25 protein-coding genes are annotated in these 22199 nt (G+C 73.4%); 8 read left to right on the top strand and 17 right to left on the bottom strand.

Going from position 1 to position 22199, the window contains the following annotated elements; all coding sequences use genetic code 11:
* Positions 1-130: 130 nt before the first annotated feature.
* The gene (locus QRT03_RS03945; RefSeq protein WP_286051197.1) at positions 131-319 is read right to left on the bottom strand and encodes a DUF3073 domain-containing protein; all 189 of its coding nucleotides are present in this window, start codon (positions 317-319) and stop codon (positions 131-133) included.
* A 136-nt stretch (positions 320-455) separates the two neighbouring features.
* Here QRT03_RS03945 and QRT03_RS03950 point away from each other — a divergent pair, with 136 nt between their 5' ends.
* Entirely contained in the window at positions 456-1382 is a 927-nt protein-coding gene (locus QRT03_RS03950) for a DUF8083 family protein (RefSeq protein ID WP_286051198.1), read from the top strand.
* 91 nt (positions 1383-1473) lie between these two features.
* On the opposite strand, the gene QRT03_RS03955 is transcribed toward QRT03_RS03950, so the two are convergent.
* The 4 genes from QRT03_RS03955 to QRT03_RS03970 all read right to left on the bottom strand — a co-directional run bounded on the left by QRT03_RS03955 (position 1474) and on the right by QRT03_RS03970 (position 4668).
* Positions 1474-2043 carry an RsiG family protein gene (locus tag QRT03_RS03955; RefSeq protein ID WP_286051199.1) on the bottom strand — a complete coding sequence of 190 codons (570 nt, stop codon included), beginning with the start codon at positions 2041-2043 and terminating at the stop codon, positions 1474-1476.
* 104 nt (positions 2044-2147) lie between these two features.
* Entirely contained in the window at positions 2148-3089 is a 942-nt protein-coding gene (locus tag QRT03_RS03960) for a threonine ammonia-lyase (RefSeq protein WP_286051201.1), read from the bottom strand.
* Positions 3086-4240, bottom strand: a complete 1155-nt coding sequence (gene ygfZ / locus QRT03_RS03965) for a CAF17-like 4Fe-4S cluster assembly/insertion protein YgfZ (RefSeq protein WP_286051202.1) — start codon at positions 4238-4240, stop codon at positions 3086-3088. Before ygfZ ends, QRT03_RS03960 begins: the two co-directional genes overlap by 4 nt.
* A complete protein-coding gene (locus QRT03_RS03970; RefSeq protein ID WP_286051204.1) occupies positions 4237-4668 on the bottom strand; it encodes a Fur family transcriptional regulator in 432 nt (143 codons plus the stop codon). Before QRT03_RS03970 ends, ygfZ begins: the two co-directional genes overlap by 4 nt.
* A 137-nt stretch (positions 4669-4805) precedes the next feature.
* Between QRT03_RS03970 and QRT03_RS03975 the strand changes: the two genes are divergently transcribed.
* Entirely contained in the window at positions 4806-5477 is a 672-nt protein-coding gene (locus QRT03_RS03975) for a hypothetical protein (protein ID WP_286051205.1), read from the top strand.
* Positions 5478-5547: 70 nt separating this feature from the next.
* On the opposite strand, the gene QRT03_RS03980 is transcribed toward QRT03_RS03975, so the two are convergent.
* From QRT03_RS03980 to QRT03_RS04000, 6 genes are all read right to left on the bottom strand, one after another.
* Positions 5548-6171: a heme-binding beta-barrel domain-containing protein gene (locus QRT03_RS03980; protein ID WP_286052042.1), complete on the bottom strand. Its 624-nt coding sequence runs from the start codon at positions 6169-6171 to the stop codon at positions 5548-5550.
* 8 nt (positions 6172-6179) lie between these two features.
* Positions 6180-6305, bottom strand: coding sequence for a hypothetical protein (locus QRT03_RS03985; RefSeq protein ID WP_286051207.1), 126 nt, complete (start codon positions 6303-6305; stop codon positions 6180-6182).
* A gap of 68 nt (positions 6306-6373) precedes the next feature.
* On the bottom strand, positions 6374-6673 hold the full coding sequence (locus QRT03_RS03990; RefSeq protein WP_286051209.1) for a DUF1416 domain-containing protein: 300 nt from the start codon (positions 6671-6673) through the stop codon (positions 6374-6376).
* Entirely contained in the window at positions 6673-7515 is an 843-nt protein-coding gene (locus QRT03_RS03995) for a sulfurtransferase (protein ID WP_286051210.1), read from the bottom strand. Before QRT03_RS03995 ends, QRT03_RS03990 begins: the two co-directional genes overlap by 1 nt.
* 108 nt (positions 7516-7623) lie before the next feature.
* The gene (locus QRT03_RS32140) at positions 7624-7719 is read right to left on the bottom strand and encodes a putative leader peptide (protein WP_373696099.1); all 96 of its coding nucleotides are present in this window, start codon (positions 7717-7719) and stop codon (positions 7624-7626) included.
* A gap of 60 nt (positions 7720-7779) precedes the next feature.
* Entirely contained in the window at positions 7780-8253 is a 474-nt protein-coding gene (locus QRT03_RS04000) for a TlpA family protein disulfide reductase (RefSeq protein ID WP_286051211.1), read from the bottom strand.
* Positions 8254-8461: 208 nt separating this feature from the next.
* Between QRT03_RS04000 and QRT03_RS04005 the strand changes: the two genes are divergently transcribed.
* The 6 genes from QRT03_RS04005 to pstB all read left to right on the top strand — a co-directional run bounded on the left by QRT03_RS04005 (position 8462) and on the right by pstB (position 14420).
* On the top strand, positions 8462-9274 hold the full coding sequence (locus tag QRT03_RS04005; protein ID WP_286052043.1) for a winged helix-turn-helix transcriptional regulator: 813 nt from the start codon (positions 8462-8464) through the stop codon (positions 9272-9274).
* Positions 9275-9295: 21 nt separating this feature from the next.
* Positions 9296-10216, top strand: coding sequence for a mycothiol synthase (mshD, locus tag QRT03_RS04010; RefSeq protein WP_286051212.1), 921 nt, complete (start codon positions 9296-9298; stop codon positions 10214-10216).
* 276 nt (positions 10217-10492) lie between these two features.
* On the top strand, positions 10493-11602 hold the full coding sequence (pstS, locus tag QRT03_RS04015) for a phosphate ABC transporter substrate-binding protein PstS (protein ID WP_286051213.1): 1110 nt from the start codon (positions 10493-10495) through the stop codon (positions 11600-11602).
* Between the two features lie 183 nt (positions 11603-11785).
* Positions 11786-12718, top strand: a complete 933-nt coding sequence (pstC, locus tag QRT03_RS04020; RefSeq protein ID WP_286051214.1) for a phosphate ABC transporter permease subunit PstC — start codon at positions 11786-11788, stop codon at positions 12716-12718.
* Positions 12718-13626, top strand: coding sequence for a phosphate ABC transporter permease PstA (gene pstA / locus QRT03_RS04025; protein ID WP_286051215.1), 909 nt, complete (start codon positions 12718-12720; stop codon positions 13624-13626). The genes pstC and pstA overlap by 1 nt, the downstream gene beginning before the upstream one ends.
* A 17-nt stretch (positions 13627-13643) precedes the next feature.
* Entirely contained in the window at positions 13644-14420 is a 777-nt protein-coding gene (gene pstB, locus QRT03_RS04030; RefSeq protein ID WP_286051216.1) for a phosphate ABC transporter ATP-binding protein PstB, read from the top strand.
* A gap of 83 nt (positions 14421-14503) precedes the next feature.
* On the opposite strand, the gene phoU is transcribed toward pstB, so the two are convergent.
* The 6 genes from phoU to QRT03_RS04060 all read right to left on the bottom strand — a co-directional run bounded on the left by phoU (position 14504) and on the right by QRT03_RS04060 (position 22199).
* Complete coding sequence (phoU, locus tag QRT03_RS04035) at positions 14504-15160, bottom strand: phosphate signaling complex protein PhoU (protein ID WP_286051217.1); 657 nt, start codon at positions 15158-15160, stop codon at positions 14504-14506.
* Between the two features lie 80 nt (positions 15161-15240).
* Positions 15241-17499 (bottom strand): LCP family protein, encoded by a 2259-nt coding sequence (locus QRT03_RS04040; protein WP_286051219.1) that lies wholly within the window; start codon positions 17497-17499, stop codon positions 15241-15243.
* A 154-nt stretch (positions 17500-17653) separates the two neighbouring features.
* Entirely contained in the window at positions 17654-18532 is an 879-nt protein-coding gene (locus QRT03_RS04045; RefSeq protein ID WP_286051220.1) for a GGDEF domain-containing protein, read from the bottom strand.
* Positions 18533-18870: 338 nt separating this feature from the next.
* Complete coding sequence (locus QRT03_RS04050; RefSeq protein ID WP_286051221.1) at positions 18871-19335, bottom strand: hypothetical protein; 465 nt, start codon at positions 19333-19335, stop codon at positions 18871-18873.
* Position 19336: 1 nt separating this feature from the next.
* Positions 19337-20470, bottom strand: a complete 1134-nt coding sequence (gene dusB / locus QRT03_RS04055) for a tRNA dihydrouridine synthase DusB (RefSeq protein WP_286051222.1) — start codon at positions 20468-20470, stop codon at positions 19337-19339.
* A gap of 145 nt (positions 20471-20615) precedes the next feature.
* The gene (locus tag QRT03_RS04060; protein WP_286051223.1) at positions 20616-22199 is read right to left on the bottom strand and encodes a Rieske 2Fe-2S domain-containing protein; all 1584 of its coding nucleotides are present in this window, start codon (positions 22197-22199) and stop codon (positions 20616-20618) included.

A 22199-nucleotide genomic window follows, 5' to 3' on the forward strand; every position in this document is an offset into this window, starting at 1 on the left:
CCCGTCTCCCGTCGTGTCCCCAGGGCACGCGCGATCGCGCCCCGTCCTCGCCCCGGGATGGGACGAGGAACGGGGCGGGATGCCCGGACGCCCGGAAGATCACGCGCGGGTGGACGGACCACCCGGGGGATCAGCGTTCGTCGTAGCTGTACTCGGAGTAGCGCGAGTCGACTTGGTCGTCGTCGTCGACCGCCCGTCGCGAGAACGGGTCGCCGCTTGCCAGCTCCTGCTGCAAGGCGTCGAAGTCGGTGCTGGGGGAGCTGTACTTGAGCTCGCGAGCGACCTTCGTCTGCTTCGCCTTGGCTCGTCCGCGTCCCATGGGCAATGACCCCCTAGACCAGGGCGGGGGGCGGCCGGTGGTACCGGCGGCCCCCCTCATCTCATAGCAATGCTCGTGACACCACCATACCGTGTGTCCGAACGCGCGTGCGACGTGACGTGGCACCATCGCGCCCGTGCCCGCCCCCTTCGTCTGCTACCTCCGTGTCTACGAGCCGCTGGGGTCGCTCCCGGGGCCGTTGGCCCAGCTTGTGCGGGCCGGACTGGCACGCGGAGCGATCCCGGTCACCCGGGCGGGGCTCCGCGAACGGGACGTGTGTCTCCGGGCACAGCTCGGGGTCCCGGTGCGTCTCCTGCCCGGCGAGCGCGGTGACGGGTCCACCACGGACGGGCCCGCGGACGTCCTGCTCGCCGACGGCGCGGACGCTCCCGCGGCCGAGGAGGGTTCCCCGGCCCCGACCCGGTTCGGCCCCGCCACGCTGGTCTGCCCCCTCGACACGCGCCCCCGGGCCGCAGCCGCCCTCGTCGGCTTCCTCTCGACCGAGGCGCCCGTCCTGCGGGCCGCGGCCCTGCACCACGAGGAGTCCACCGTGCGGTCGCGGGCCGAGTCGGTGGTGGCGGAGCTCGGCGACGGGGCCACGCACGTCGTCTCGGCGACGTGGACGGTGCCGCTGCCGTGGTTCGTGCTCGTGGAGGCGGCGGACCGGGTCCTGGTGCTGGCCCACGACGACGCGGCGACGGCCGACGATCCCGGGTTGCGGCGCCGCTGCTACTGGCGGGTGCCGATGGCGGACGCCCTCGCCCGGGCCGACTCGGCGGCCGAACTGCTGGGCTCCACCCTCGGCGAGGGCGGGCCGGCGGAGGTGCTGCGCGACACCGCGCGGTGGCTGCGCCACTTCGACGGCGGGTCGATGGTCGAGCTGGACTACGGCGGCCTCGTCCAGCTGATGGACGACGAGACCCTCGCGGCGGACACGTCCGCCGAGGACGTCACCGCCGCGATGGAGGCGCTGCGCGAGGGCGACGCGGAGAAGGCGATGGAGAGCTACCGGCGGCTGCGGGACTTCTGGGCCCGCCGGGCCATCCGGGAGCGCGCGAACTAGGCCGGACCCGATCGAGCGAACGGCACTCTCGCGCGCATAGAAGCTGCGAGGGTGCCGTTCGCTCGGTTCGCAGCGGTCGGCCCGCGGCGCGTCAGGCGCCTTCGCGCTCTCGGCGCAGCAGCTCGTCGATGCTCGCGGAACCGTCGCGGTACCGGCGCCCGATCTCGTCGTTGCACGCGTCCATGACCTGCTGCACGCGGATGCGGTGGTCGGACACCGACCCCTCCTCGGCCGCGTAGGCCTCGGCCGACTCGGTGAGCTCGGCGTCGGAGAGGGTGGCGACGTCGGAGAGCCCGGTGTCGGCGAGCAGGGCCTCGACGTGCCGCCGGTGCGACTCGGCGCGGGAGGGCTGGACGGTCTGGTGCCGGCCGCGGCCGGCCGCCGGCCCGATCGCGTTGTCGGCGAGGATCCGGGGCAGGGCCTCCACGAGCGAGGACTCCCCGTCCCCGCCCGCGTTCGCCCGGCGGTGCTCCTCGAAGCGCACGATGTCAATCCGCGCGTGGAGCAGCCGGCGCAGGTAGGAGAGGTCGGTCTCCTCCTGGGCCGCGTCGTCACGCATGGCGCGGAGCTCGTCGAGCGAACGGTCACCGATCGCGGCGAGGAATCCGGGGTCGAGGACGCGGTCGAGACGCCGCCGACCACCCTGCCGGAACTCGATCATGACTCCATGGTGCGGGACACACCCGTCCGATGTCACCCGCCGGGGCGGTGGACGCGTCGACCGGGCATCGCGGCGCGGGCGCCGGTCGTCGCGACGGTCGGACGTCAGGCGGCCAGCGCCGCCGCGAGCCAGGCCGGATCGGCGTTCCGCCCGCTGACGACGGCCACGGTCCGGTCCCCGACGAGGTCCGGCCGCGTGAGCGCACCCGCCGTCGTCACCGCACCGCTGGCCTCCGCCGGCACCCCGGCGGCGTGCAGCACCCGGGCGGCCTCGGCGATGGCGTCCTCGCCGACGGTCACCACGTCGTCGACCAGGGCGTCCACGTGCTGCCACGTCAGGTACGCGAGCCGCTGCGCCCGCAGGCCGTCGGCCGCGGTCCGGGCGACGTCGCGGGCGGCCCAGCCGACGAGGTGGCCCGCGCGCTTGGACTCGGCGGCGTCCCCGGCGAGCTCCGGCTCGACCCCGATCACCGACACGCCCGTCCCGGCGAGCGCCGCCGCGATCCCGGAGATCAGCCCGCCGCCGCCGACCGGCACGAGCACGCGGTCGATCGCCACGCCGGACGTCGCCAGCTCGAGCCCGACGGTGCCCTGGCCCGCGATGACGTCGGGGTGGTCGAAGGGCGGCACGAGGGCGCCGCCGGTCTCCGCGACGATCGCCTCGGCGCGCGCGAGCCGCTCGGGCGGCGGCACGGGGACGAGCCGGGCGCCCAGCGCGGCCATCGCCTCGATCTTGGCGGCCACGGCGTCGTCCGGGACGACGACGGTGCAGGGCACCCCGAGCCGCGCCGCGGTCCAGGCCAGGGCACGGCCGTGATTGCCGCTGGAGTGCGTGACGAGGCCCCGGGCCAGCACGTCGGGGGCGAGCCGGGACGCCGCGTGGAAGGCGCCGCGCAGCTTGAAGGCGCCGACCGGCTGGGTGTCCTCCCGCTTGAGCAGGAGCCCGGGGACGGCCGGCAGCGGCTCGAGCGCGGTGTGCACGACCACGCCGTCGAGGACCGCCGCGGCGGCCTCGACGTCGGCGCGGGAGACGAGCCCGGAACTCATCCCTGGAGACGGCGCACGGCGGCCCGCCCGGGCGGCTCACCGGTGTCCGGCGGCACGGAGTCGGGGTCGACGGTCGCGGGCCCGGGCGTGCCCTCGTCACGGTCGTCGGCGACCCACAGCTCGGCGCCCCCGCTCACGGCGGAGCGCTTGACCAGGGCCAGGGCCACCGCGCCGAGCTCGTGGTGGCGCACCGCGGTCCCGATCCGCCCGACCGCCCGGCCGCCCTCGGCGCTCAGCACCGGGGTGCCGGGGGGCGGCAGGGCGTCTTCCATCGAGGAGAGGTGCAGCAGCACCATCTGGCGGGGCGGGCGCCCGAGGTTGGCCACCCGCGACACCGTCTCCTGGCCGCGGTAGCAGCCCTTGGACAGGTGCACGGCCGAGCCGATCCAGCCCACCTCGTGCGGGATCGTGCGGTCGTCGGTGTCCGAGCCCAGCCGCGGGCGCAGCGAGGCCACCCGGAGCGCCTCGAACGCGTCGAGGCCCGCCGGCGCCGCCCCCGCGCCGCGCAGGCGCTCCCACCAGTCGACGAGGCCTGCACGCGGGACGACCAGGTCCACGGCGTGCTCCGGCCAGTCCTTGCGGCGGACGATGCCGCCCGCCGGGTCCGGCTCCGCCCCGCCGTGCGTTCCGGCACCCAGCGGACCGGCGTCGCCCGCGGGGAGCTCCACCCCGGCCGCCGTCAGGACCTCGGAGACGTCCGGGCCGAGCAGGGAGAGGACGGCGAACTCCTCGGTCGCGTCGCGGACCGTCACCGCCGACCAGAAGGTCATCGACTCCAGGTAGGACGCCAGGGCGGGTGCGGTGCCGGGCTCGACGTCGAGCCACACCCGCCCGCCGACGTGGCTCATGACGGCGTGGTGCTCGACCCGGCCCTGGACGTCGAGGACGAGGCCCTCGGTGCCGGAACCCTCGGGCAGGTCCGCGACCTGCTGGGAGACGAGCAGGTGCAGCCAACTCAGCCGGTCGGCGCCGTCGACCACGACGACGCCGCGGTGCGACCGGTCGACCACGACCGCGTTCCGGCTCGCGGAGCGCTGCTCGGCGAACGGGTCGCCGAAGTGCGCGGCGACGGCGGCGTCGGGCGCGTCCACGTCCTCGCCGTCGGGGTGTCCGATCGCGCCGGAGGTGTCCAGCAGCGGGGAACGGTTCATGCGTCGACCTCCGAGTCCGACGTCTCGCACCGCGAGCACAGCCCGGACAGCGCCACGTGCGTCGGGTCCAGCGTGAACCCCGCCTCGGCCGCGAGCACGCCCGCGAGACCGTCGAGCAGGTCGGCGTCGACCTCGCCGACCGTCCCGCACCGGTGGCACACGAGGTGGACGTGCTCGTGCTCCCCGGTCGCGTAGGTCGGCGCGCCGTGCCCGAGATGTGTGTGGCGCACGATGCCGAGCTGCTCGAGCAGGTCGAGCGTGCGGTAGATCGTGGTGATGTTCACCGCCGGGGCGATCTCCTGCACCTTGGTGCAGATCTCCTCCGGGGTGGCGTGGCCCAGCTCCGCGACGGCGTCCAGCACGAGCTGGCGCTGTGGCGTCATGCGCAGGCCGCGGCGGTGCAGTGTCTGCCGCAGTTCGGTGTCCACACGACGATGGTAGGCCGGTCAGGGGCGACGGCGCCGCGACCGGCGACCGTTCGGCGTCTCGCCCCTCTCAGGATCGATCCCTACCATCGGCGGGGCCCGGTCACCCAGCGAGACCGGGCGAGGCGACGAGGTGATGTATGACGACGGGTGAGCGGGGGCGGACTCCCCCCGACGCCGAGCACTACCTGGATCTCCCGGACGCGCCGGAGGAGGCCGACGGCCCGCACTTCGACGTGGTGCTGCGGGGGTACGACCGGGCACAGGTCGACGAGCACGTGGCCGGCCTGCGGCGCATGGTGTCGCAGCTCCGGGCCCAGCTCGCGGTCCGGGAGCGGCGCCGTGCCACGCCCGAGCCGGAGGCGCCGCGCCGCGAACTCGCGGCCACGCTCCAGGAGGGCTCGCCCGCCGCGGCGGCACCGCCGCCCCCGGCACAGGACCCGGACCAGGTCGGGGCGTTCAACGAGCGGCTCCGCGGCATCCTGCAGGCCGCCGAGCAGGAGGCGGCCCTCGTGCGGAGCAAGGCGGCGGAATCGCTGCTCGCCGAGCACGCCGAGTCCCGCGCCGCCCTGGCCGACCTGCGGGCGCAGCGCGACGCGGTGTTCGACGAGCTGGTGAAGGTCAAGGGCCACCTCGACGACCTCGTCGCCAACTCGGGCCGGCCGTCGCGGCCGTGGCCCGGCCAGCCGCCCCGCCGCGGGCCCTACGGCCCGCCGCCGTACCCGCTGCCCGGTGGGCCGCCGCGTCCGGTCCCGCCCCCGGTCCCGCAGAACGCCACCGAGGACACCTCGGAGCTCGCTGCCGAGAGCTGACCCCCGGTGCGTGGCGACGCGAGGACGCGGCGTCGCCACGCACCGGGGCCGACCCGTCGTCGGGAACGACCTACCCGACGACGCGCTGCAGGCGGGCGGAGGTGTGCGGCTGCATCTCCTGGCCCATCATCGCCCGCTCCTCGACGTAGAAGAGGTCGCCCTCGACGATGCCGTAGAGCCGGTTCGCGGCCTGTACGTCCTTCGCGGTGGCCGTGCGGACGACGGCGTCGGTCGACAGCTCCCACGACGTCTGGGTCCGCGCGGAGCCGTAGTACATCTCGAGGATGCCGGTGGCGTGCGCGAGCAGCAGTTCGATCGTCCCGTCGGGCTGCGGGCGCCACCACCCCGTCTCCCGGGCGGCCGGGCGGACCACGGCGCCGCCGGGCCCGTCCAGCAGCCAGGCGCGGGCCTCCCAGGAGAGGAACGGCCGGCCGTCGTGGGCCACGGTGATCTGCTGGCCGAAGTGGAAGGGCCCGTCGATCGTCGGGTAGACGACCTCGCCCTCCCCCCGCCACACGCCCACGAGCGGGAGCACCGGCAGGAGCGCGTCGTTCAGATCCGGGCCGAGGCGCAGGTTCGCGGTGTCGTCCGGGATCGGCAGGTCGGTCCACTGCGGCCGGTTCGCGTCCCGCGTGTGCTCCGCGCGCTCCTCGGCGGCGCGGATGGCCTCGTTGCCGGAGAGGCCCTCGGGCATCTCCTCGGTCACGAGGTGCCCCCGGAGACGTCACGGGGGGCTTCGTCGCGGAAGAGCCGCCTCGTCAGCACGAGCGCGTAGGAGAGGATCCCGGCGCTGGTCGCGGCGAGGAGGACCGTGTAGACCCAGGCCACCCGACCACCCTAACGACGAACACCCGCCCCGCCCGGGAGGGGCGGGACGGGTGTCGACGACGTGGGTCTCAGCCCACCGGCACCTCGGTGGTGTACAGCCCGGGGCCGCCCACCGCGACGTCGGCCTGGCCGTTGCCCGAGCGCGAGAGCGCCCGGACGGTCCAGCTGCCCGGCGCCGCGAAGAAGCGGTAGTCACCGGTCGCCGAGGACACCACCTCGGCGGTGAACTCCCCGGTCGAGTCGAGCAGGCGCACGTACGCGCCGCCGACCGGCGAGCCGCTGTTGGTGACCTTGCCGACCAGCACCGACTCCTTGGTCAGGTCGGTCCCCGCGGGGATCTCGGCCGTCTGCTCAGGGGCACCGCACATCAGGACTTCCCATCTCCGGTCTCGACCGGCACGCCCACGAGCGAGCCGTACTCGGTCCACGACCCGTCGTAGTTCTTGACGTCGGACTCGCCCAGCAGCTCGTGCAGGGCGAACCAGGTGTGCGACGACCGCTCGCCGATACGGCAGTAGGCGATCGTCGACCGCGACGAGTCGAGGCCCTCGGCCTCGTAGAGCTTGCGCAGCTCGTCGTCGGACTTGAAGGTGCCGTCCTCGTTCGCGGCCTTCGACCACGGCACGTTGAGCGCCGAGGGGATGTGGCCGCCGCGCTGCGCCTGCTCCTGCGGGAGGTGCGCCGGCGCGAGGAGCTTGCCGGAGAACTCGTCGGGCGAGCGGACGTCGACCAGGTTCTTCGAGCCGATCGCGTCGACGACCTCGTCGCGGAAGGCGCGGATCGAGAGGTCCTGCTCCTGCGCGGAGTAGGTGGTCTGCGGACGCTCCGGGACGGCCGAGTCGAGCTTGCGGCCGTCGAGCTCCCACTTCTTGCGGCCGCCGTCGAGCAGCTTGACCGCGGTGTGGCCGTAGAGCTTGAAGTACCAGTACGCGTAGGCGGCGAACCAGTTGTTGTTGCCGCCGTAGAGGACGACGGTGTCGTCGTTCGAGATGCCCTTGGCGGAGAGCAGCTTCTCGAAGCCGGCCTTGTCGACGAAGTCGCGGCGGACCTGGTCCTGCAGCTCGGTCTTCCAGTCGATCCGGACGGCGCCGGGGATGTGCCCGCCGTCGTAGGCGCTGGTGTCCTCGTCGACCTCGACGAACACCACGCCGGGCGCGTCGAGGTTCTCCTCGGCCCAGTCGGCGGTGACCAGGGCGTCCTGGCGGCTCATGAATGACTCCTCATCACAGATGGACGGCACCGTCGCGGCGCCGCAGGGGAACTGGACACACCGGGCGTCGCGGGGGCCGTCCGACGAGGGGACGGACGAGGCAGAGCTCTAGGCCGCGCGACGGGCGCCGGGACACAGGCAGCTGTCGACACGGCACAGGTCGACCGCGCGCCGCCGTGTCAGGCCCTCGTCCACGCGCGCCACGCTACCGAAAGGTCCCCGTCCAGGTCACCCGTGCCGGGTGCGCCGACGGGGTGGCCCCGCTCATCGCCCCGGACGAGGCAGGTGCGGCTCGATCGCGGTGACCAGGGCGGCGCGCCGCGGGACCCTGTCGACGCGGAGCAGTTCGCGCCCGTGCCCGTCGACCAGCAGGGTCGTCGGTGTGCGGGCGACGCCGAGCAGCCGGACGAGCTCGGGCCGGGCGGCGAGGTCGACGTCGCGGTGCACCAGGCCGGGCAGCTCGGCGGCGACGTCGCCGAGGACGCTGCGCGTGTCGCGGCAGTGCGTGCAGAAGGCGGAGGAGATCTGCAGCAGGACGAGGCCGCCGTCGCGGGCGGTGAGGTCGGCGGGCAGGCGCGGTGCCGGGACGGCGCCCTCCGGCGCGGCCGCGGCGCCCTCGGCGGCCACCGGCCCGGCCGGCCGGCCCGGCCGGCTCCGTCGGCGCAGGAGCAGCCCGACCACGGTCACGACCGCCCCGAGCGCCAGGATCACCACGAGGGTGACGACGGCCGCCGTCATGCGGACTCCTCCCACGCCGGGCGTCACGGCCGTGGACCCGCCCGTCCCCGGCCGGCACCACGGTAGGCAGTGCCCGCGACCGCTCTTCCACGTGGGCGGGCAGGGCCCGGGACCGTCCGACCGGGCGGGGTCCACGTGACATGCAACGCGCGACGGAGTGACGGCGCGGTGAACGGGGCTAAGGTCTCCTCCACGACTGTGGAGGGAGATTCGCGTGGAGCTGCTGCTGCTCACCGCCGACCCCGAACCGACGTCAGTGCTGCCGTCGCTGACCCTGCTACCCCACGGGCTGCGGACCGCCGCACCCGAAGTGGCCGCCCTGCTCGACGCCGGACCGCACGACGCCGTCCTCGTCGACGCCCGCCACGACCTCGCCGCCGCCCGGAGCCTGTGCCGCCTCCTGGGTTCGACCGGGCTCGACGTGCCGGTCATCGCCGTGCTCACCGAGGGCGGCCTGGTGGCCGTCTCCCTGGAGTGGGGCGTGGACGAGGTCCTGCTCCCGGGCGCGGGCCCCGCGGAGATCGACGCCCGGTTGCGCCTGCTGCGCGCCCGCCGGTCCACCGACGCGGCCGGTGGCGAGGGCGCCCTCGTCCTGGGCGAGCTGGTGATCGACGAGGCGACGTACACCGCGCGCCTGCGCGGCCGCCCGCTCGACCTCACCTACAAGGAGTTCGAGCTGCTCAAGTACCTCGCGCAGCACGCGGGTCGGGTGTTCACCCGGGCGCAGCTGCTGCAGGAGGTCTGGGGCTACGACTTCTTCGGGGGCACGCGCACCGTCGACGTCCACGTCCGGCGCCTGCGCGCGAAGCTCGGCGCCGAGCACGAGCAGCTGATCGGCACGGTGCGCAACGTCGGCTACAAGTTCGTGCGGCCGGTCCGCGGCGTGCTCGGCGGTGCCGGGCGTGGCTCGGTGGCGATCGACGAGCCCGCCGACGACGAGGAGCCGGGCAGTCCGGGCGCTCCGGGCGACTGGGACGACGACCGGGTGGTCCGGCCCGCGGCCTGGGCCGGCGGGGCCTGACCACGGCGTAGCGTCCCTCCGGTGATCACCCCGGAGTGGATCGAGCCGTCCTCGGCGCAGCGCGGCGAGCTGGAGCGGTTCGCGGCGGACGTGGCACGCGCCGACGGTGTGGCCGCGTTCTCCGAGCCGACGCTGCTCGACCTCGCCACGCCGACCGGCCACGGCCGCCACCTCGTCGCCCGGGGCGACGACGGGTCCGTCGTGGCCTGGGCGCACGTCGACACCGCCGATCTCGACGACGTCGTCGTCGAGCTCGCCGTCGCTCCCGGCGCTCGCCGGGCGGGCCTCGGGCGGGCCCTGGCGGCCGTCGTCGCGGGCGACGACGTGGCACGGCCGGGGCGGATCCGGGCGTGGGCCCACGGCGGTCGCGACGGGTCCGCCGAGCTCGCCGCCGCCGTCGGCCTGGAGCGCGAGCGCGAGCTCTGGATGATGCGCCGCCCGGCCGGGACCGGACCCCTGCCCGAGCAGCGGCCGGTCGAGGGCGTGTCGATCATGGCGTTCCGCCCGGGCGCCGACGAGGACGAGGTCGTCGCCGTGAACGCGCGGGCCTTCGCCTGGCACCCCGAGCAGGGCGCGATGACCGCGGACGACGTGCGTCGCCGGGAGCAGGAGCCGTGGTTCGACGCGGCCGGGTTCCTGCTCGCGCGTGAGGACGACCGGGGTCGCCTGCTCGGCTTCCACTGGACCAAGCGGCATCCCGAGGGCGCCCGTGACGGCGGACCGATGGGCGAGGTCTACGTCGTCGGGGTGGACCCGGACGCACAGGGTCGGGGGCTGGGCGGCGCGCTGACGCTCGCCGGCCTCCACCACCTCGCCGGGCGCGGGCTCGACGAGGTGATCCTCTACGTCGAGGCGGACAACGCTCCCGCGGTCGCGACCTACCGCCGACTCGGCTTCGTCGTCGACGCCACGGACGTGTCGTACCGCCTGCCCGCCACCTGATCCACGCGCGACACCTCCCGGTCATCCGCCCGACACGTAGCAGCTTTACGTGAGCGTTCAACCACGCTCCGTCGATTCCTGGAGACGGTGTGACCAGGGTCAATCCCATCAGATGGCGCGCAACGGGCCTGTTCACCCCGCGTTCACCTGGTCAAGGTCGGTCGTCCACCCCGGCTGCCTAATGTCCGCGTCCGGCCGTCGCGCGTCCGTGCCTCGGCCGAATTGCCCGGATCGCCGGCACCCGGCGACGGACACAGGACGAGACAGGAGATCTCTGTGAGGTTCCAGCGGCGTGCAGCTGCGGTCGGTCTGATCGCGGCCGGGGCGCTCCTGTTCAGCGCCTGCGGCAGCGACGGAGGCGGCGAGGGCCAGGGCGGCCAGGCCGCCCCGGGCGGTGTCGCGTGTGGCGGCAAGGAGTCCCTGCGGGCCAGCGGGTCGTCGGCGCAGGCCAACGCCATCACGCGCTTCGTCACCAACTTCGAGGGCGCCTGCGAGGGCCAGACCCTGAACTACACCCCGAGCGGCTCGGGTGCGGGCCGCAACGAGTTCATCGGCGGCCAGACCGACTTCGCCGGCTCCGACTCGGCGCTCTCCGACGCGGAGGTCGCGACCGCGCAGGCGCGCTGCGCCTCCCCGGCGTGGAACCTGCCGCTGGTGTTCGGCCCGATCGCGGTCGCCTACAACGTCCCCGGTCTCCAGGCGCTGAACCTGGACGGCGCCACCATCGCCGCGATCTTCAACGGCACCATCACCACGTGGAACGACCCGCGGATCGCCGCCCTCAACCAGGGTGCCGCGCTCCCGGCCAACCCGATCGTCGTGAACTTCCGGTCCGACGAGTCCGGCACCACGCAGAACTTCCAGCGCTACCTCAACGCCGCGTCGAACAACGCGTACGGCAAGGAGGCCGAGCAGACCTTCCAGGGTGGCGTCGGCGCCGGTGCCCGCGGCAGCCAGGGTGTCGCGGACGCCACGAAGAACACCCCGAACTCGATCACCTACGTCGAGGCCTCGTTCGCGCAGCGCGGCGGGCTGGGGATCGCCAACGTGATCAACTCCGGCGGCGGCCAGCCGGTCGCGCTGTCCCCGGAGACGGTCGGCAACGCCATCAACGGCGTCCGTGTGTCGGGTCAGGGCAACGACCTCAAGCTCGACCTGAACAGCCTCTACACCGCCAGCGCGCCGAACGCCTACCCGATCGCGCTCGCGACGTACGAGATCGTCTGCTCCAACTACGCCGACGACCAGACCGCCCAGGGGGTCAAGGCGTTCCTGTCGGCCTCGCTGACCGACCAGGCCCAGCAGGGTCTGCCGGAGGCGGGCTACGTCCCGCTGCCGGCGCAGTTCAAGCAGCGTCTGACCGACGCCGTGAACGCCATCCAGTGATGACCCGGGCCGGGGCCCGCCACCGCGGGCCCCGGCCTCCGTACGAGACGAGGGTGGGCAGACCCCGCTGTGAGTGAACGCACCACGGCACGGACCGGGTCGGAGCGTCCCGAGGACGCCCCGGCCCGGGCGGCCGGAACCAGTCAGTCGTCCCCGGGTCCCGAGTCGGGTAACAGCAGGAGCATGTGGGCTTCATCGCGGCGTGGTGAGTCGGTCTTCCGGGGTCTCACGACCGGCTCCGGGGTCCTGGTGGTCGCGTCGATCGCGCTGATCGGACTCTTCCTGCTGATCCAGGCGATCCCGTCGCTGTTGGCCAACCAGGCCAACTTCTTCACCTCGACGGAGTTCTCCACAGGCGACCCGGACAATCTGCGCTTCGGCATCCTCGACCTGCTGGTCGTCACGTTGAAGACGTCGATCCTGGCCCTGGTGATCGCCATGCCGATCGCGCTCGGCGTCGCCCTGTTCCTGACGCAGTACGCCCCGAAGCGGGTGGCCCGGCCCTTCGCCTACGTCATCGACCTGCTGGCTGCCGTGCCCTCGATCGTCTACGGGCTCTGGGGCATCCTCGTGCTCGCGCCGGTGATCCTGCCGGTCAACCAGTGGCTGGTCGACAACCTGGGCTGGTTCCCCCTGTTCTCGCAGGGCAACCTGCCGGTCGGCGTCCGGGGCACGATCTTCACCGGCGGCGTCATCCTCGCCGTCATGATCCTGCCGATCATCACGGCCGTCGCCCGCGAGGTGTTCGCGCAGACGCCGCGCTTCCACATCGAGGCCGCCAAGGCGCTCGGCGCGACGCGGTGGGAGGTCATCACGATGGCCGTCCTGCCCTACGGCCGCAGCGGGTACATCGCCGGCTCCATGCTCGGCCTCGGCCGTGCGCTCGGCGAGACGATCGCCATCCTGCTCGTGATCTCGGCGTCGACCGGCATGCAGACCCTGAGCCTGTTCGACGGCGGGTACACGTTCGCCTCGCTGATCGCGTCCGCGGCCTCGGAGTTCAGTCAGCCGCTGCCCACCGGCGCGTACATCTCGGCGGGCCTGGTCCTGTTCGTCCTGACCTTCGTCGTGAACGCCCTGGCGCGCGTCGTCGCCGGCGGAAAGGTGAACGGCTGATGAGTACCGCCCTCGAGGCGCCGGACCAGCCGGCGTCGTCCCCGCCCTTCCAGCCGATCAGCACGGCCCGCCGGCTCAAGAACACCTCGGCGACGGTGCTCGTGGCCCTCGCCTTCCTCATCGCCTGCGTCCCGCTGGTGTGGATCCTGGTCGAGGTCGTGATCCGGGGCGCCGGCGCGATCTTCTCGGCGGACTGGTGGGGCCGGTCGCAGTCGGGCGTGAACCCCGAGGAGTACGCGGGAGGCGTCTACCACGCCATCTACGGGACGATCATCCAGGCGCTGCTGTGCGGGGTCATCGCCGTGCCCATCGGCATCCTCGCCGCGATCTACCTCGTCGAGTACGGCCGCGGACGGCTGGCGAAGACCACGAGCTTCATGGTCGACATCCTCTCCGGCGTGCCGTCGATCGTGGCGGCCCTGTTCATCTTCGCCCTCTTCGTCTCGATCCTGGGCGCCGAGCAGTCCGCCTTCATGGTGTCGCTGGCCCTCGTGCTGCTGATGCTGCCGGTGGTCATCCGCAACACCGAGGAGATGTTGCGACTGGTACCCGACCGGCTGCGGGAATCGGCGTACGCGCTGGGCATCCCGAAGTGGAAGACGATCCTGCGGATCGTCCTGCCGACCGCCCTGTCGGGCACCGTCACCGGCGTGATGCTGGCCTTCGCCCGCGTCATCGGCGAGACGGCACCCGTCCTGGTGCTCGTCGGCTACGCCCGCGCCATCAACTACGACCCCTTCGAGGGGAACATGGCATCGCTGCCGCTGCTGATGTTCAGCGAGTTCTCCAACCCGGAGCCGGCCGGCCAGTTCCGCATCTGGGGCGCGGCGCTGACCCTGATCCTCATCGTCATGATCTTCCAGCTGGGCGCGAGCGTCATCTCGCGCTTCTCGGCGATCCAGAAATAGAAGGCGGCTGATCACCGATGGCCAAGCGCATCGACCTCAAGGACGTCGACATCTACTACGGCGCCTTCCACGCCGTGCAGAGCGTCAACCTGACCGTGGCGCCGCGCAGCGTGACCGCCTTCATCGGACCGTCGGGCTGCGGCAAGTCGACCGTCCTCCGGACGCTCAACCGCATGCACGAGGAGATCCCCGGCGCCCGCGTCGACGGTCAGATCCTGCTCGACGGGGAGAACATCTACGACCGCAGCGCCGACGCGGTGGCCGTCCGCCGCACCATCGGCATGGTCTTCCAGATGCCGAACCCGTTCCCGACGATGTCCATCCGCGACAACGTCGTCGCCGGGCTCAGGCTCCAGGGCGTCAAGGACAAGAAGAAGCTCGACGAGGTCGCCGAGGCCTCGCTGCGCGGCGCGAACCTCTGGAACGAGGTCAAGGACCGTCTCGACAAGCCCGGCGGCGGCATCTCGGGTGGTCAGCAGCAGCGTCTGTGCATCGCGCGCGCGATCGCGGTGCAGCCCGACGTGCTGCTCATGGACGAGCCGTGCTCGGCGCTCGACCCCATCTCGACGTTGGCGATCGAGGACCTCATCGCCGACCTCAAGAAGGAGTACACGATCGTCATCGTCACCCACAACATGCAGCAGGCGGCGCGGGTGAGCGACCAGACCGGGTTCTTCAACCTGGAGGCGACCGGCAAGCCCGGCCACCTGGTGGAGATCGACGACACCGAGAAGATCTTCTCGAACCCGACCGAGCAGGCGACCGAGGACTACATCTCCGGCCGCTTCGGCTGATCTGCGCGCCTCCTCCGACGTACGAACGGGCCGTTCATCACCTTCTTCGGTGATGAGCGGCCCGTTCGTGGTTTCCGGGGTGGTCAGGCCAGCGGCGGGTCGGGCATCTTGCCGGTGACCATGAAGACGACCCGGCGGGCGACGGCCACCGCGTGGTCGGCGAAGCGCTCGTAGAAGCGGCCGAGCAGGGTCACGTCCACCGCCGGGGCCACGCCGTGCGGCCAGTCGCGGTTCATCATCACCGTGAACAGGTGCCGGTGGAGGTCGTCCATCGCGTCGTCGTCCGACTCCATGGTGAACGCGAGCTCGATGTCGCGGTCGAGGATCACCCGGCGGGCGTCCTGGGCGAGGTCGAGCGCGACCCGCCCCATCTCCGCGAAGTACGGGGAGACCTCCTGCGGGAGCACGAGGTCGGGGTGGCGCCGCCGGGCGGCCTTGGCGACGTGCAGGGCCAGGTCGCCCATCCGCTCCAGGTCACCCGCGGAGTGGATGGCGGCGATGACCGACCGCAGGTCGCCGGCGACGGGAGCCTGCAGGGCCAGCAGCCCGAACGCCTGGTCCTCGGCGGAGGTGCGCAGGGCGTCGATCTCGGTGTCGGAGGAGATGACCTCCTCGGCCAGGTCGAGGTCGCCCTCGAGCAGGGCCGTGGTCGACTTCTTCATGGCCTCGCCGGCCAACAGGGACATCTGGGCGAGCTCGTTGTTGAGCGAGTCGAGCTTCTCGTGGTACGCCGCGCGCATGCCCGCAGACTAGGCGGACGCGCCGTCGGACACCCGTCCGCCGCGTGAACCGGGCATGAACGGCGGGGAGACCGCCCTGCTCAGCGACAAGTGGTGTCGGCGGCGTTGACCAGCGACGGGAGCGGGGCCGCGCTCGGAGGGGCGGTCGGGTCGACGAGTCGTCCGTCGAAGTCGTCCCCGAGCTGCAGCCGCAGCACCCCGGAGGCTCCCGTACGGGGGTCGAGCACCGCGCCGGGCACGGATTTCTGCAGCGTGGCGGCGGCACCGGCCTGGTCCGGGGTGAAGGTGATGACGGTGCGTGCGTCGGCGGCCGGGGCAGGGGTGTCGGTGGTGACGGTGAACCCGTAGCCGCGCAGCGAGCCCGCGACCGAGCCCGCGGACGGCGCCTTCGTGACGACGTCCCGTCGGAAGCCGGACGTGCCCTCGTCCCCGCCGTTCTCCGCGCCCTCGCCGGAGGCGGAGACGGCGGTCGCGGAGTCACCGTCGCCGTCCTCGTCGCCGCCACCGGACCCGTCCTCGGAGGAGCCGCCCGCGGACCCGCCGTCGGCGGAGCTGTCGGAGGACGCCGACGACGTGCGGGCGTCGACCAGCCGCAGGGCGACCCGCTCGGCGGGGACGGCCGGGACGGCGGGTGCGACCGGGGCGGCGCCGGGCTGCCCGGGCAGCGGGCGGTCGCCGATGATGGAGTCGAACAGGGCACGGTTCTCGGCGGCGCGCAGCACCTCGTTGCCGCGGGCGTTGGCGACGCCGGTGGTGGGGACGGTGGTGAAGGTGACGTTCCGCGCGTCGAGGCCGGAGAGCGACTGCCCGAGGCCCAGCAGCTGCGAGGCGTCGATGTTCTCGCCGTAGGTGGACCGCCCGACGGCGTCGACCAGTCCCTGGAGCCTGCCGAGGTCGAGCAGGGTGCCCGCGGAGAGCGTCTGGCGCAGCAGCGCGGACAGGAACAGCTGCTGACGGTGGATGCGCCCGTAGTCGCTGGTCGGGTCGCCGACCACGTGGCGCGCCCGGACGAAGTTCAGCGCCTGGTCGCCGCTGAGCACCGACGTGCCCGCGCGGCCGACGACCGTGCCGAGGACCGTGTCGCGCATCGGGCGCTCGATGCAGACCGGGACGCCGTCGACCGCGTCCACCATGTCCTTGAACCCGGAGAAGTCGACCCCGAGGAAGTGGTTGACGGCGAGGCCGGAGAGCTCCTGCACGACCTTCGTCACGCACCGCGGGCCCCCGACCTGATAGGCCGTGTTGAGCTTGGTCCTCGCCGTGCGCGGGATCGTCTGGCCGGTGTAGCCGCCGGTGACCGAGTCCCAGCGTTCGCAGCTCGGGCGGTCGATCTCCAGGTCCCGGGGGAACGACACGACGCTCACCCGGGACCGGTCCGCCGGGACGTGGACGACCATGACGGTGTCCGAGCGCGCGCCCGGCACGTCGCTCGCGTCGCCCACCTCCTCGGTGGGTGCGGCCCCGACGCGGGTGTCGGAGCCGACGACGAGGAAGTTCTGGTCGCCGGCCTGCGCGGCGGGGTCGATGATCGCCGACGACGTCGGGTCCAGGGCGCCGATCTTCTTCACGGCGGCCTCGAACCACGACGTCGCGCCCCACGCGACCCCGCACACCAGCACGATCACCGTCGACATCGCCGCGGCGCCCAGGCGCAGCGTCCGCGCCCAGGTCCACGGACCGACCCGGGCGCCGACCCCGGCGAGCACGGCCGACGTGGCCGCGTACCCGGTGCCCTCGCCGCCGGCGGGGACCGCGACGGCGCGGGCCGGCTCCCGAGTGCGACGTGGGGCAGGTTCCGGGGCGGGTGGAGCTGCCTGGTGCAGCTCTCGCGGCGGCGCGGACTCCGGCGCGGGCTGGCGAGAGGTACGTGAGGCACCGTCGGAGGGCACGGGAGGTGCCTGGTGTGCTTCTCGGCGCGTGGGCGGCGTGGGCGGCGTGGGCGGCGTGGGCGGCGTGGGCGGGGTGGGCGGGGCGGGCGCCTCCGCGACGGCCGGCCGGCCGGCGGGCACGGGTGCGGCCGGGCGGGCCGTGCGCACCGTCGGCAGCTCGCTGGGCGTCGGTGCGGGCGCGTCGTCCACCGGGTCCGGCGCGACGACGGCGGCGGCCGCGACCAGGTCGCGCATCGGCTCGGTCTCGGCGGCCGCACCGGCCGGGCGCAGACCTCGGCGCCCCGGGCGCTTGCGGGCGAGCGGGACCATCGTGGGCGCGATCCCGCCGCGCCGTTCCACGTCGGGGACCACCCGGGTCGGGACCGAGGGCGGACCGGTCCGCACGACCGGTTCCGGCGACCGGGCCGCGGGAACGCCGGGACCGGCGCCGCGCTCACGGTCGTCGGTCACGGGACCCCCGGGTGGTCAGGGAAGGGATCCCCCGACCGGACGGGCCGTCCGGGGTGCACGGATCGTATAGAGCCGGTCACCGGAGCTCGCGCGCGGGACTACTCTTCGGTCACCCGCCGGGCAAGACCCGTCACTCGATCGTGACTCGAGCAGTTCAGGGGTCGGAGCGCCCCGGACGACCGGACCCGGCGACGGCCCGGGCCACGGCCGCGATGCCGCGTCGGGCCGCGGCCTGACCGGCGAGGCGGACCTCGCCCGTGCCGTCCCGGTAGGCCACCGCGTTGCGGCCCGTGCGTTTCGCGACGTAGAGCAGTTCGTCGACGTGGTCGAGCAGGCCGGCGGAGTCCGACCGCTGGCAGGACGGGTCCACGCACCCGAGCCCGAGGCTGAGCGTGACCCGCAGTTCCGGCGCGACCGCCGACCAGTCGTGGTCCTCGACCCGCGCCCGGATCCCCTCGCACAGCGCGACCGCGTCCGCGTCGGGCGAGCCGGGGAGTACGAGAGCGAACTCCTCGCCGCCGTAGCGGGCGCAGAAGCCGTCCGGGACGCGGTCGTCGATCTCGGAGCGCATCAGACCGACGAGGGTCCTCAGAACCGAGTCGCCGACGGCGTGGCCGTAGCTGTCGTTGACCTGTTTGAAGTGATCGACGTCGGCGAGTGCGACGCAGACCGGGCGCCGACCGTCATCACGCAACGTGGACAATCGCTCGTCGAGGTAGCGACGGTTCCAGGTGGCCGTCAGGCTGTCGCGCCGGCTCTGCTCGCGCGCCTCGGCTCGTTCGCGCCGGAGACGGTCGACTTCGCGGCGTAACTGTTCGGGCACGTGCACCGGCGGTGTGTCGCCGAGGTGCACGAGCGCCATCGCCGCCCGCAGGTGCTGGTAGGCGCGCCGCCACTCGCCGCGGTCGGCGAGCATCTCGGCGGCGGACTCGTGGGCGCGCGCCTGATCGGCCCGGGCGACGCCGTCGTCGTCGGTCGCCGCGTCGGCACGCAGGGCCTCGTCGATCCCGACGATCGGGGTGGTGTCGAACATGCTGCTAGCAGCGTCGCACGAGGGCCCATCGGGGATCGTCGGCAGGGGAGCGGACACCGCAGGCACCGGCGCACCCGCCGTCACCCGGTCCGGCGACCCACCGACCGTGGAGCCCCTCAAGAACACCCGCCGCTCCCTCGCGTCCGCACTCCTGCGTCCCCTCCAGTGTGGCCGTCGACGGCGCCTGTGCAACGTCCGTTCCCCGCCCGCCAACCGAATCCACCGTCCGGTCGACGTGACTCTGCGTGGAGAATCCGGGCTGCTGCTCGTTCGGCCCCAGATCGCTGCCCGACCGGGTGCTCAAGTCCGGGCGCCGTGACCGCTCGTGGTGTGAGGGATCAGTCAGCGCACGGAGCGTAGCTGAACACCCGCGCGTCCCGGACCACGAAATGCTTCGACCCGACGTCCTCACGGACCTCGACCGCGCCCCGCCGGACGCTGACCGCGGCCGCGGCCACGTAGATCGCGCCGGCCGGTCGGCCGACGTTCGGGAGCGTCGCGGGAGGCGTCCAGTCGGCGTCCGGACGCAGGGTCCGCTGCACCAGGCGGGTGTCGAGGGTGACCTCGCCGAAGCAGCGGTCGGGCGGGAACGGCGCGCCCTCGGCCTGGGTGGAGCGCAGGAAGTCGGTCTGCGCCGCCGGGCCGCCGTCACCGGCCCGGTTGGACGCCTCGACGTACGCCGTGATCAGCGCGCGGTCTGTGCTGGGGACGGCGCCGAGCCGCGGCGTCCCCGGGACCACCGCACCGCACCCGGCCGCACCCGCCGTCAGGACGACGCCGAGGACGAGGGCGGCGACGCGCATCTCAGCCGCCGGAGTGCATGACGTCCGCGCCGGCGGGCACCGTGGCGTCCTCGGGGTCGTCGAGCCACCCCTCGGGCAGCGTCACGTGTCCGGGGGAGCCCTGGCGACCGCGGGGACCGTCGGCCTCGGGCGGGAACGGCTGGTCGTGGTCCAGCCGTGCCAGGAGGTCGTCGAGCCGCTCGAGCCCGTCGATCATCCCGAGCTCGCGGCGGACCTCGGACCCGACCGCGAAGCCGTGCAGGTACCAGGACATGTGCTTGCGGGAGTCGCGGACGCCCTTGCGCTCGCCGTGGTGGGCGATCAGCAGCTCGACGTGGCGCCGCATGATCGCCGCGACCCGGCCGAGGGTCGGCGGCGTCGGCAGCTCGCGGCCCGCGAACGCCGCCTCCAGCTCGCCGAACAGCCACGGGCGCCCGAGGCAGCCCCGGCCGACCACGACGCCGTCGCACCCGGTCTTCTCGACCATCGCCAGCGCGTCGTCGGCCGCGAAGATGTCGCCGTTGCCCAGCACCGGGACCTCGGCGGGAACCACCTCGCGCAGCTCCGCGATCCGCGCCCAGTCCGCGGTGCCGGAGTAGCGCTGCGCGGCGGTGCGGGCGTGCAGGGCCACCGCGGCGGCGCCCTCGGCGGCCGCGATCCGGCCGGCGTCGAGGAAGGTCACGTGGTCGTCGTCGATGCCGATCCGCATCTTGACCGTGAGCGGCAGCCCGCCCTTCCCGGCCGCCGCCACCGCGCGCCGCACGATCTGCTCGAACAGGCGCCGCTTGTAGGGCAGGGCCGCGCCCCCGCCGCGCCGGGTGACCTTGGGGACCGGGCAGCCGAAGTTCAGGTCGACGTGGTCGGCGAGGTCCTCCTCGACGATCCGCTCGACCGCGCGCCCGATCGTCTCCGGGTCGACGCCGTAGAGCTGCATCGAGCGGGGCGACTCGTCGTCGTCGAAGGCGATCATCTCAGCCGTGCCGGGGTGGCGCTCGACCAGCGCGCGCGCCGTGATCATCTCGCAGACGTAGAGCCCGGCGCCCTGCTCGCGGCACAGGCGGCGGAACGGCGGGTTCGTGACGCCGGCCATCGGCGCGAGCACGACCGGGGTCGAGAGCTCGTGCGGTCCGATGCGGAGGGGCTTCACGGTCCCCATTGTGCGCCGGGCACCGCCGCCGGTTGAGCGATGGGCCCCATCGGTCGAGTAGACGGGCCGTGGGCGCCCACCGCCAGGACGGCGGTGAGTTGGCGATGGGCGCCCTTCGGCGATCTACCCGACCGAAGGGGAAGGGGCCCTTCGCTCAGTCGGCGAGCTTCTCCGCGCGGATCTCGTGGCCGGCGCTGGTGAGGCAACGTCCGGTGGCGAGGTTGAACTTCCAGTTGTGCAGCGTGCAGGTGAGCACGTCGCCGTCGACGGAGCCGAACTTCGACAGGTCGGCCGACAGGTGCGGGCACCGGGCCTGGACCTTCCAGCCGTCGAGCTCGATGTCGCGGCCGTCGTCGTTCGCGGCGTCGTACCAGTTCTCCACGTAGTCCATCCGCTCCTCGGACAGACACTTGAAGAACGTGTAGAGGTACTCGTTGTACTGGCCGACGCGGGTCGCGGCGAACCGCACCGAGAGGAACAGCGAGTTCGACCAGTCGACCTCGCCGGTGTCGACGTTGGTCTGCACCAGCGTGGCCGGGAGCGTCCAGCGGTAGCGCGCCTGCTCGCCGTCCCAGGTGCGGATCTCGCGCCCGACGAAGTCGAAGGCCAGGGCGAGCACGCCGTCGGCGTCGACGCCCGGCGTCGCGTCCGGCATCCCGGTGAGGTCCATGCGGACCACGCCGCCGATCCCGTCGCACATGTGGTCGGCCCGCTTCATCAGCGGCTCGATCCACTCCTTGAGCTGGCGCAGGATGTCGGGCTGCGGCGCCGACCAGGTCGCCTTCTGCGCCGCGATCGCGGGCCGGGCGCGCTCGGCGAACTCGCGGAGGTAGTCCTCCTTCTCGACGAAGATCCGCTCGACCTCGTCGTCGGCCATCGGGTGCGCGAGGTCCCGGACGACGGGTCCGTCGATCTCCGCCGTCGTCCCCGGCAGCAGCAGGTGCCCGCCCTCGTGGCCGAGCTCGCGCATCCGGCCGAGGAACTCCCACTGGTCGGTGAAGATCGACTCACCCTCGACGCCGTCGTAGCCCAGGCCGTTCCAGCGGAACAGCTCGTCGTCGAGGAAGCAGGGCGGACCCGCCGTCGGGAAGATGTTCGGGGCGCCGACCTCGCGGATGTAGCGCATCGCGCGGTCCTCCTGCCCGATGCGCTTGCGGCGGGCGAACTCGCGCTTGGCGGCCTTCGGGAGGTCGTAGACCATCGGCCACCAGATCGCGCCGGAGAACTGCGTGAAGTGCGCGTCGTAGGCGCCGAACTGGAGCAGCTCCGGGATGTCGAGCGGGTGCGCGTCGTTCTGGTTGACGACGCGGGCGGTGCCGTCGTCGAGGGAGAGCGCGGAGTCGCCGATCGGGCCGTCGCCGGGACCCTTGAGCGACGTGATCATGATGCGCAGCCCGCCGTCGAGCTCGACCGGCTCCGAGGTGCGGGTGCGCACGAAGTGCCGGAAGCCGAGGTCCCGCAGCTCGTGCTCGAGCTCGTCGGTCGGGTAGTCCGGCAGCAGGACGCGGGCGTCCTTGCTGACATTCCGTGACAGGTTCTCCGCGTCGAAGTGGTCGCGGTGCAGGTGGGAGACGTAGAGGTAGTCGCACCGGCCGAGTTCGGCCCAGTCGAGCTGCGTGTTGTCGGGGAACGGCACCCACGACGCGAAGAAGGTGGGGTTGGTCCACGGGTCGCAGAGCACGCTGCCGCCCGTCGTCTCGAACCGCATCCCCGCGTGTCCGGTACCGGTGACTCGCAC

Origin of the sequence: Actinomycetospora termitidis, from assembly GCF_030286555.1 — a bacterium.
In the GTDB taxonomy this organism is placed as follows: domain Bacteria; phylum Actinomycetota; class Actinomycetes; order Mycobacteriales; family Pseudonocardiaceae; genus Actinomycetospora; species Actinomycetospora termitidis.

What these genes read in the sequence shown, in the direction of transcription:
- dusB (WP_286051222.1), bottom strand. Translation starts at nt 20,470, where the DNA reads ATGGGGACCGTGAAGCCCCTCCGCATCGGACCGCACGAGCTCTCGACC.
- QRT03_RS03995 (WP_286051210.1), bottom strand. Translation starts at nt 7,515, where the DNA reads ATGAGCCGCCAGGACGCCCTGGTCACCGCCGACTGGGCCGAGGAGAAC.
- QRT03_RS03975 (WP_286051205.1), top strand. Translation starts at nt 4,806, where the DNA reads ATGACGACGGGTGAGCGGGGGCGGACTCCCCCCGACGCCGAGCACTAC.
- phoU (WP_286051217.1), bottom strand. Translation starts at nt 15,160, where the DNA reads ATGCGCGCGGCGTACCACGAGAAGCTCGACTCGCTCAACAACGAGCTC.
- QRT03_RS03955 (WP_286051199.1), bottom strand. Translation starts at nt 2,043, where the DNA reads ATGATCGAGTTCCGGCAGGGTGGTCGGCGGCGTCTCGACCGCGTCCTC.
- QRT03_RS03990 (WP_286051209.1), bottom strand. Translation starts at nt 6,673, where the DNA reads ATGTGCGGTGCCCCTGAGCAGACGGCCGAGATCCCCGCGGGGACCGAC.
- QRT03_RS04000 (WP_286051211.1), bottom strand. Translation starts at nt 8,253, where the DNA reads ATGACGGCGGCCGTCGTCACCCTCGTGGTGATCCTGGCGCTCGGGGCG.
- pstC (WP_286051214.1), top strand. Translation starts at nt 11,786, where the DNA reads ATGTGGGCTTCATCGCGGCGTGGTGAGTCGGTCTTCCGGGGTCTCACG.
- ygfZ (WP_286051202.1), bottom strand. Translation starts at nt 4,240, where the DNA reads ATGAACCGTTCCCCGCTGCTGGACACCTCCGGCGCGATCGGACACCCC.
- QRT03_RS03980 (WP_286052042.1), bottom strand. Translation starts at nt 6,171, where the DNA reads ATGCCCGAGGGCCTCTCCGGCAACGAGGCCATCCGCGCCGCCGAGGAG.
- pstA (WP_286051215.1), top strand. Translation starts at nt 12,718, where the DNA reads ATGAGTACCGCCCTCGAGGCGCCGGACCAGCCGGCGTCGTCCCCGCCC.
- QRT03_RS03945 (WP_286051197.1), bottom strand. Translation starts at nt 319, where the DNA reads ATGGGACGCGGACGAGCCAAGGCGAAGCAGACGAAGGTCGCTCGCGAG.
- QRT03_RS04050 (WP_286051221.1), bottom strand. Translation starts at nt 19,335, where the DNA reads ATGCGCGTCGCCGCCCTCGTCCTCGGCGTCGTCCTGACGGCGGGTGCG.
- QRT03_RS03960 (WP_286051201.1), bottom strand. Translation starts at nt 3,089, where the DNA reads ATGAGTTCCGGGCTCGTCTCCCGCGCCGACGTCGAGGCCGCCGCGGCG.
- pstB (WP_286051216.1), top strand. Translation starts at nt 13,644, where the DNA reads ATGGCCAAGCGCATCGACCTCAAGGACGTCGACATCTACTACGGCGCC.
- QRT03_RS04045 (WP_286051220.1), bottom strand. Translation starts at nt 18,532, where the DNA reads ATGTTCGACACCACCCCGATCGTCGGGATCGACGAGGCCCTGCGTGCC.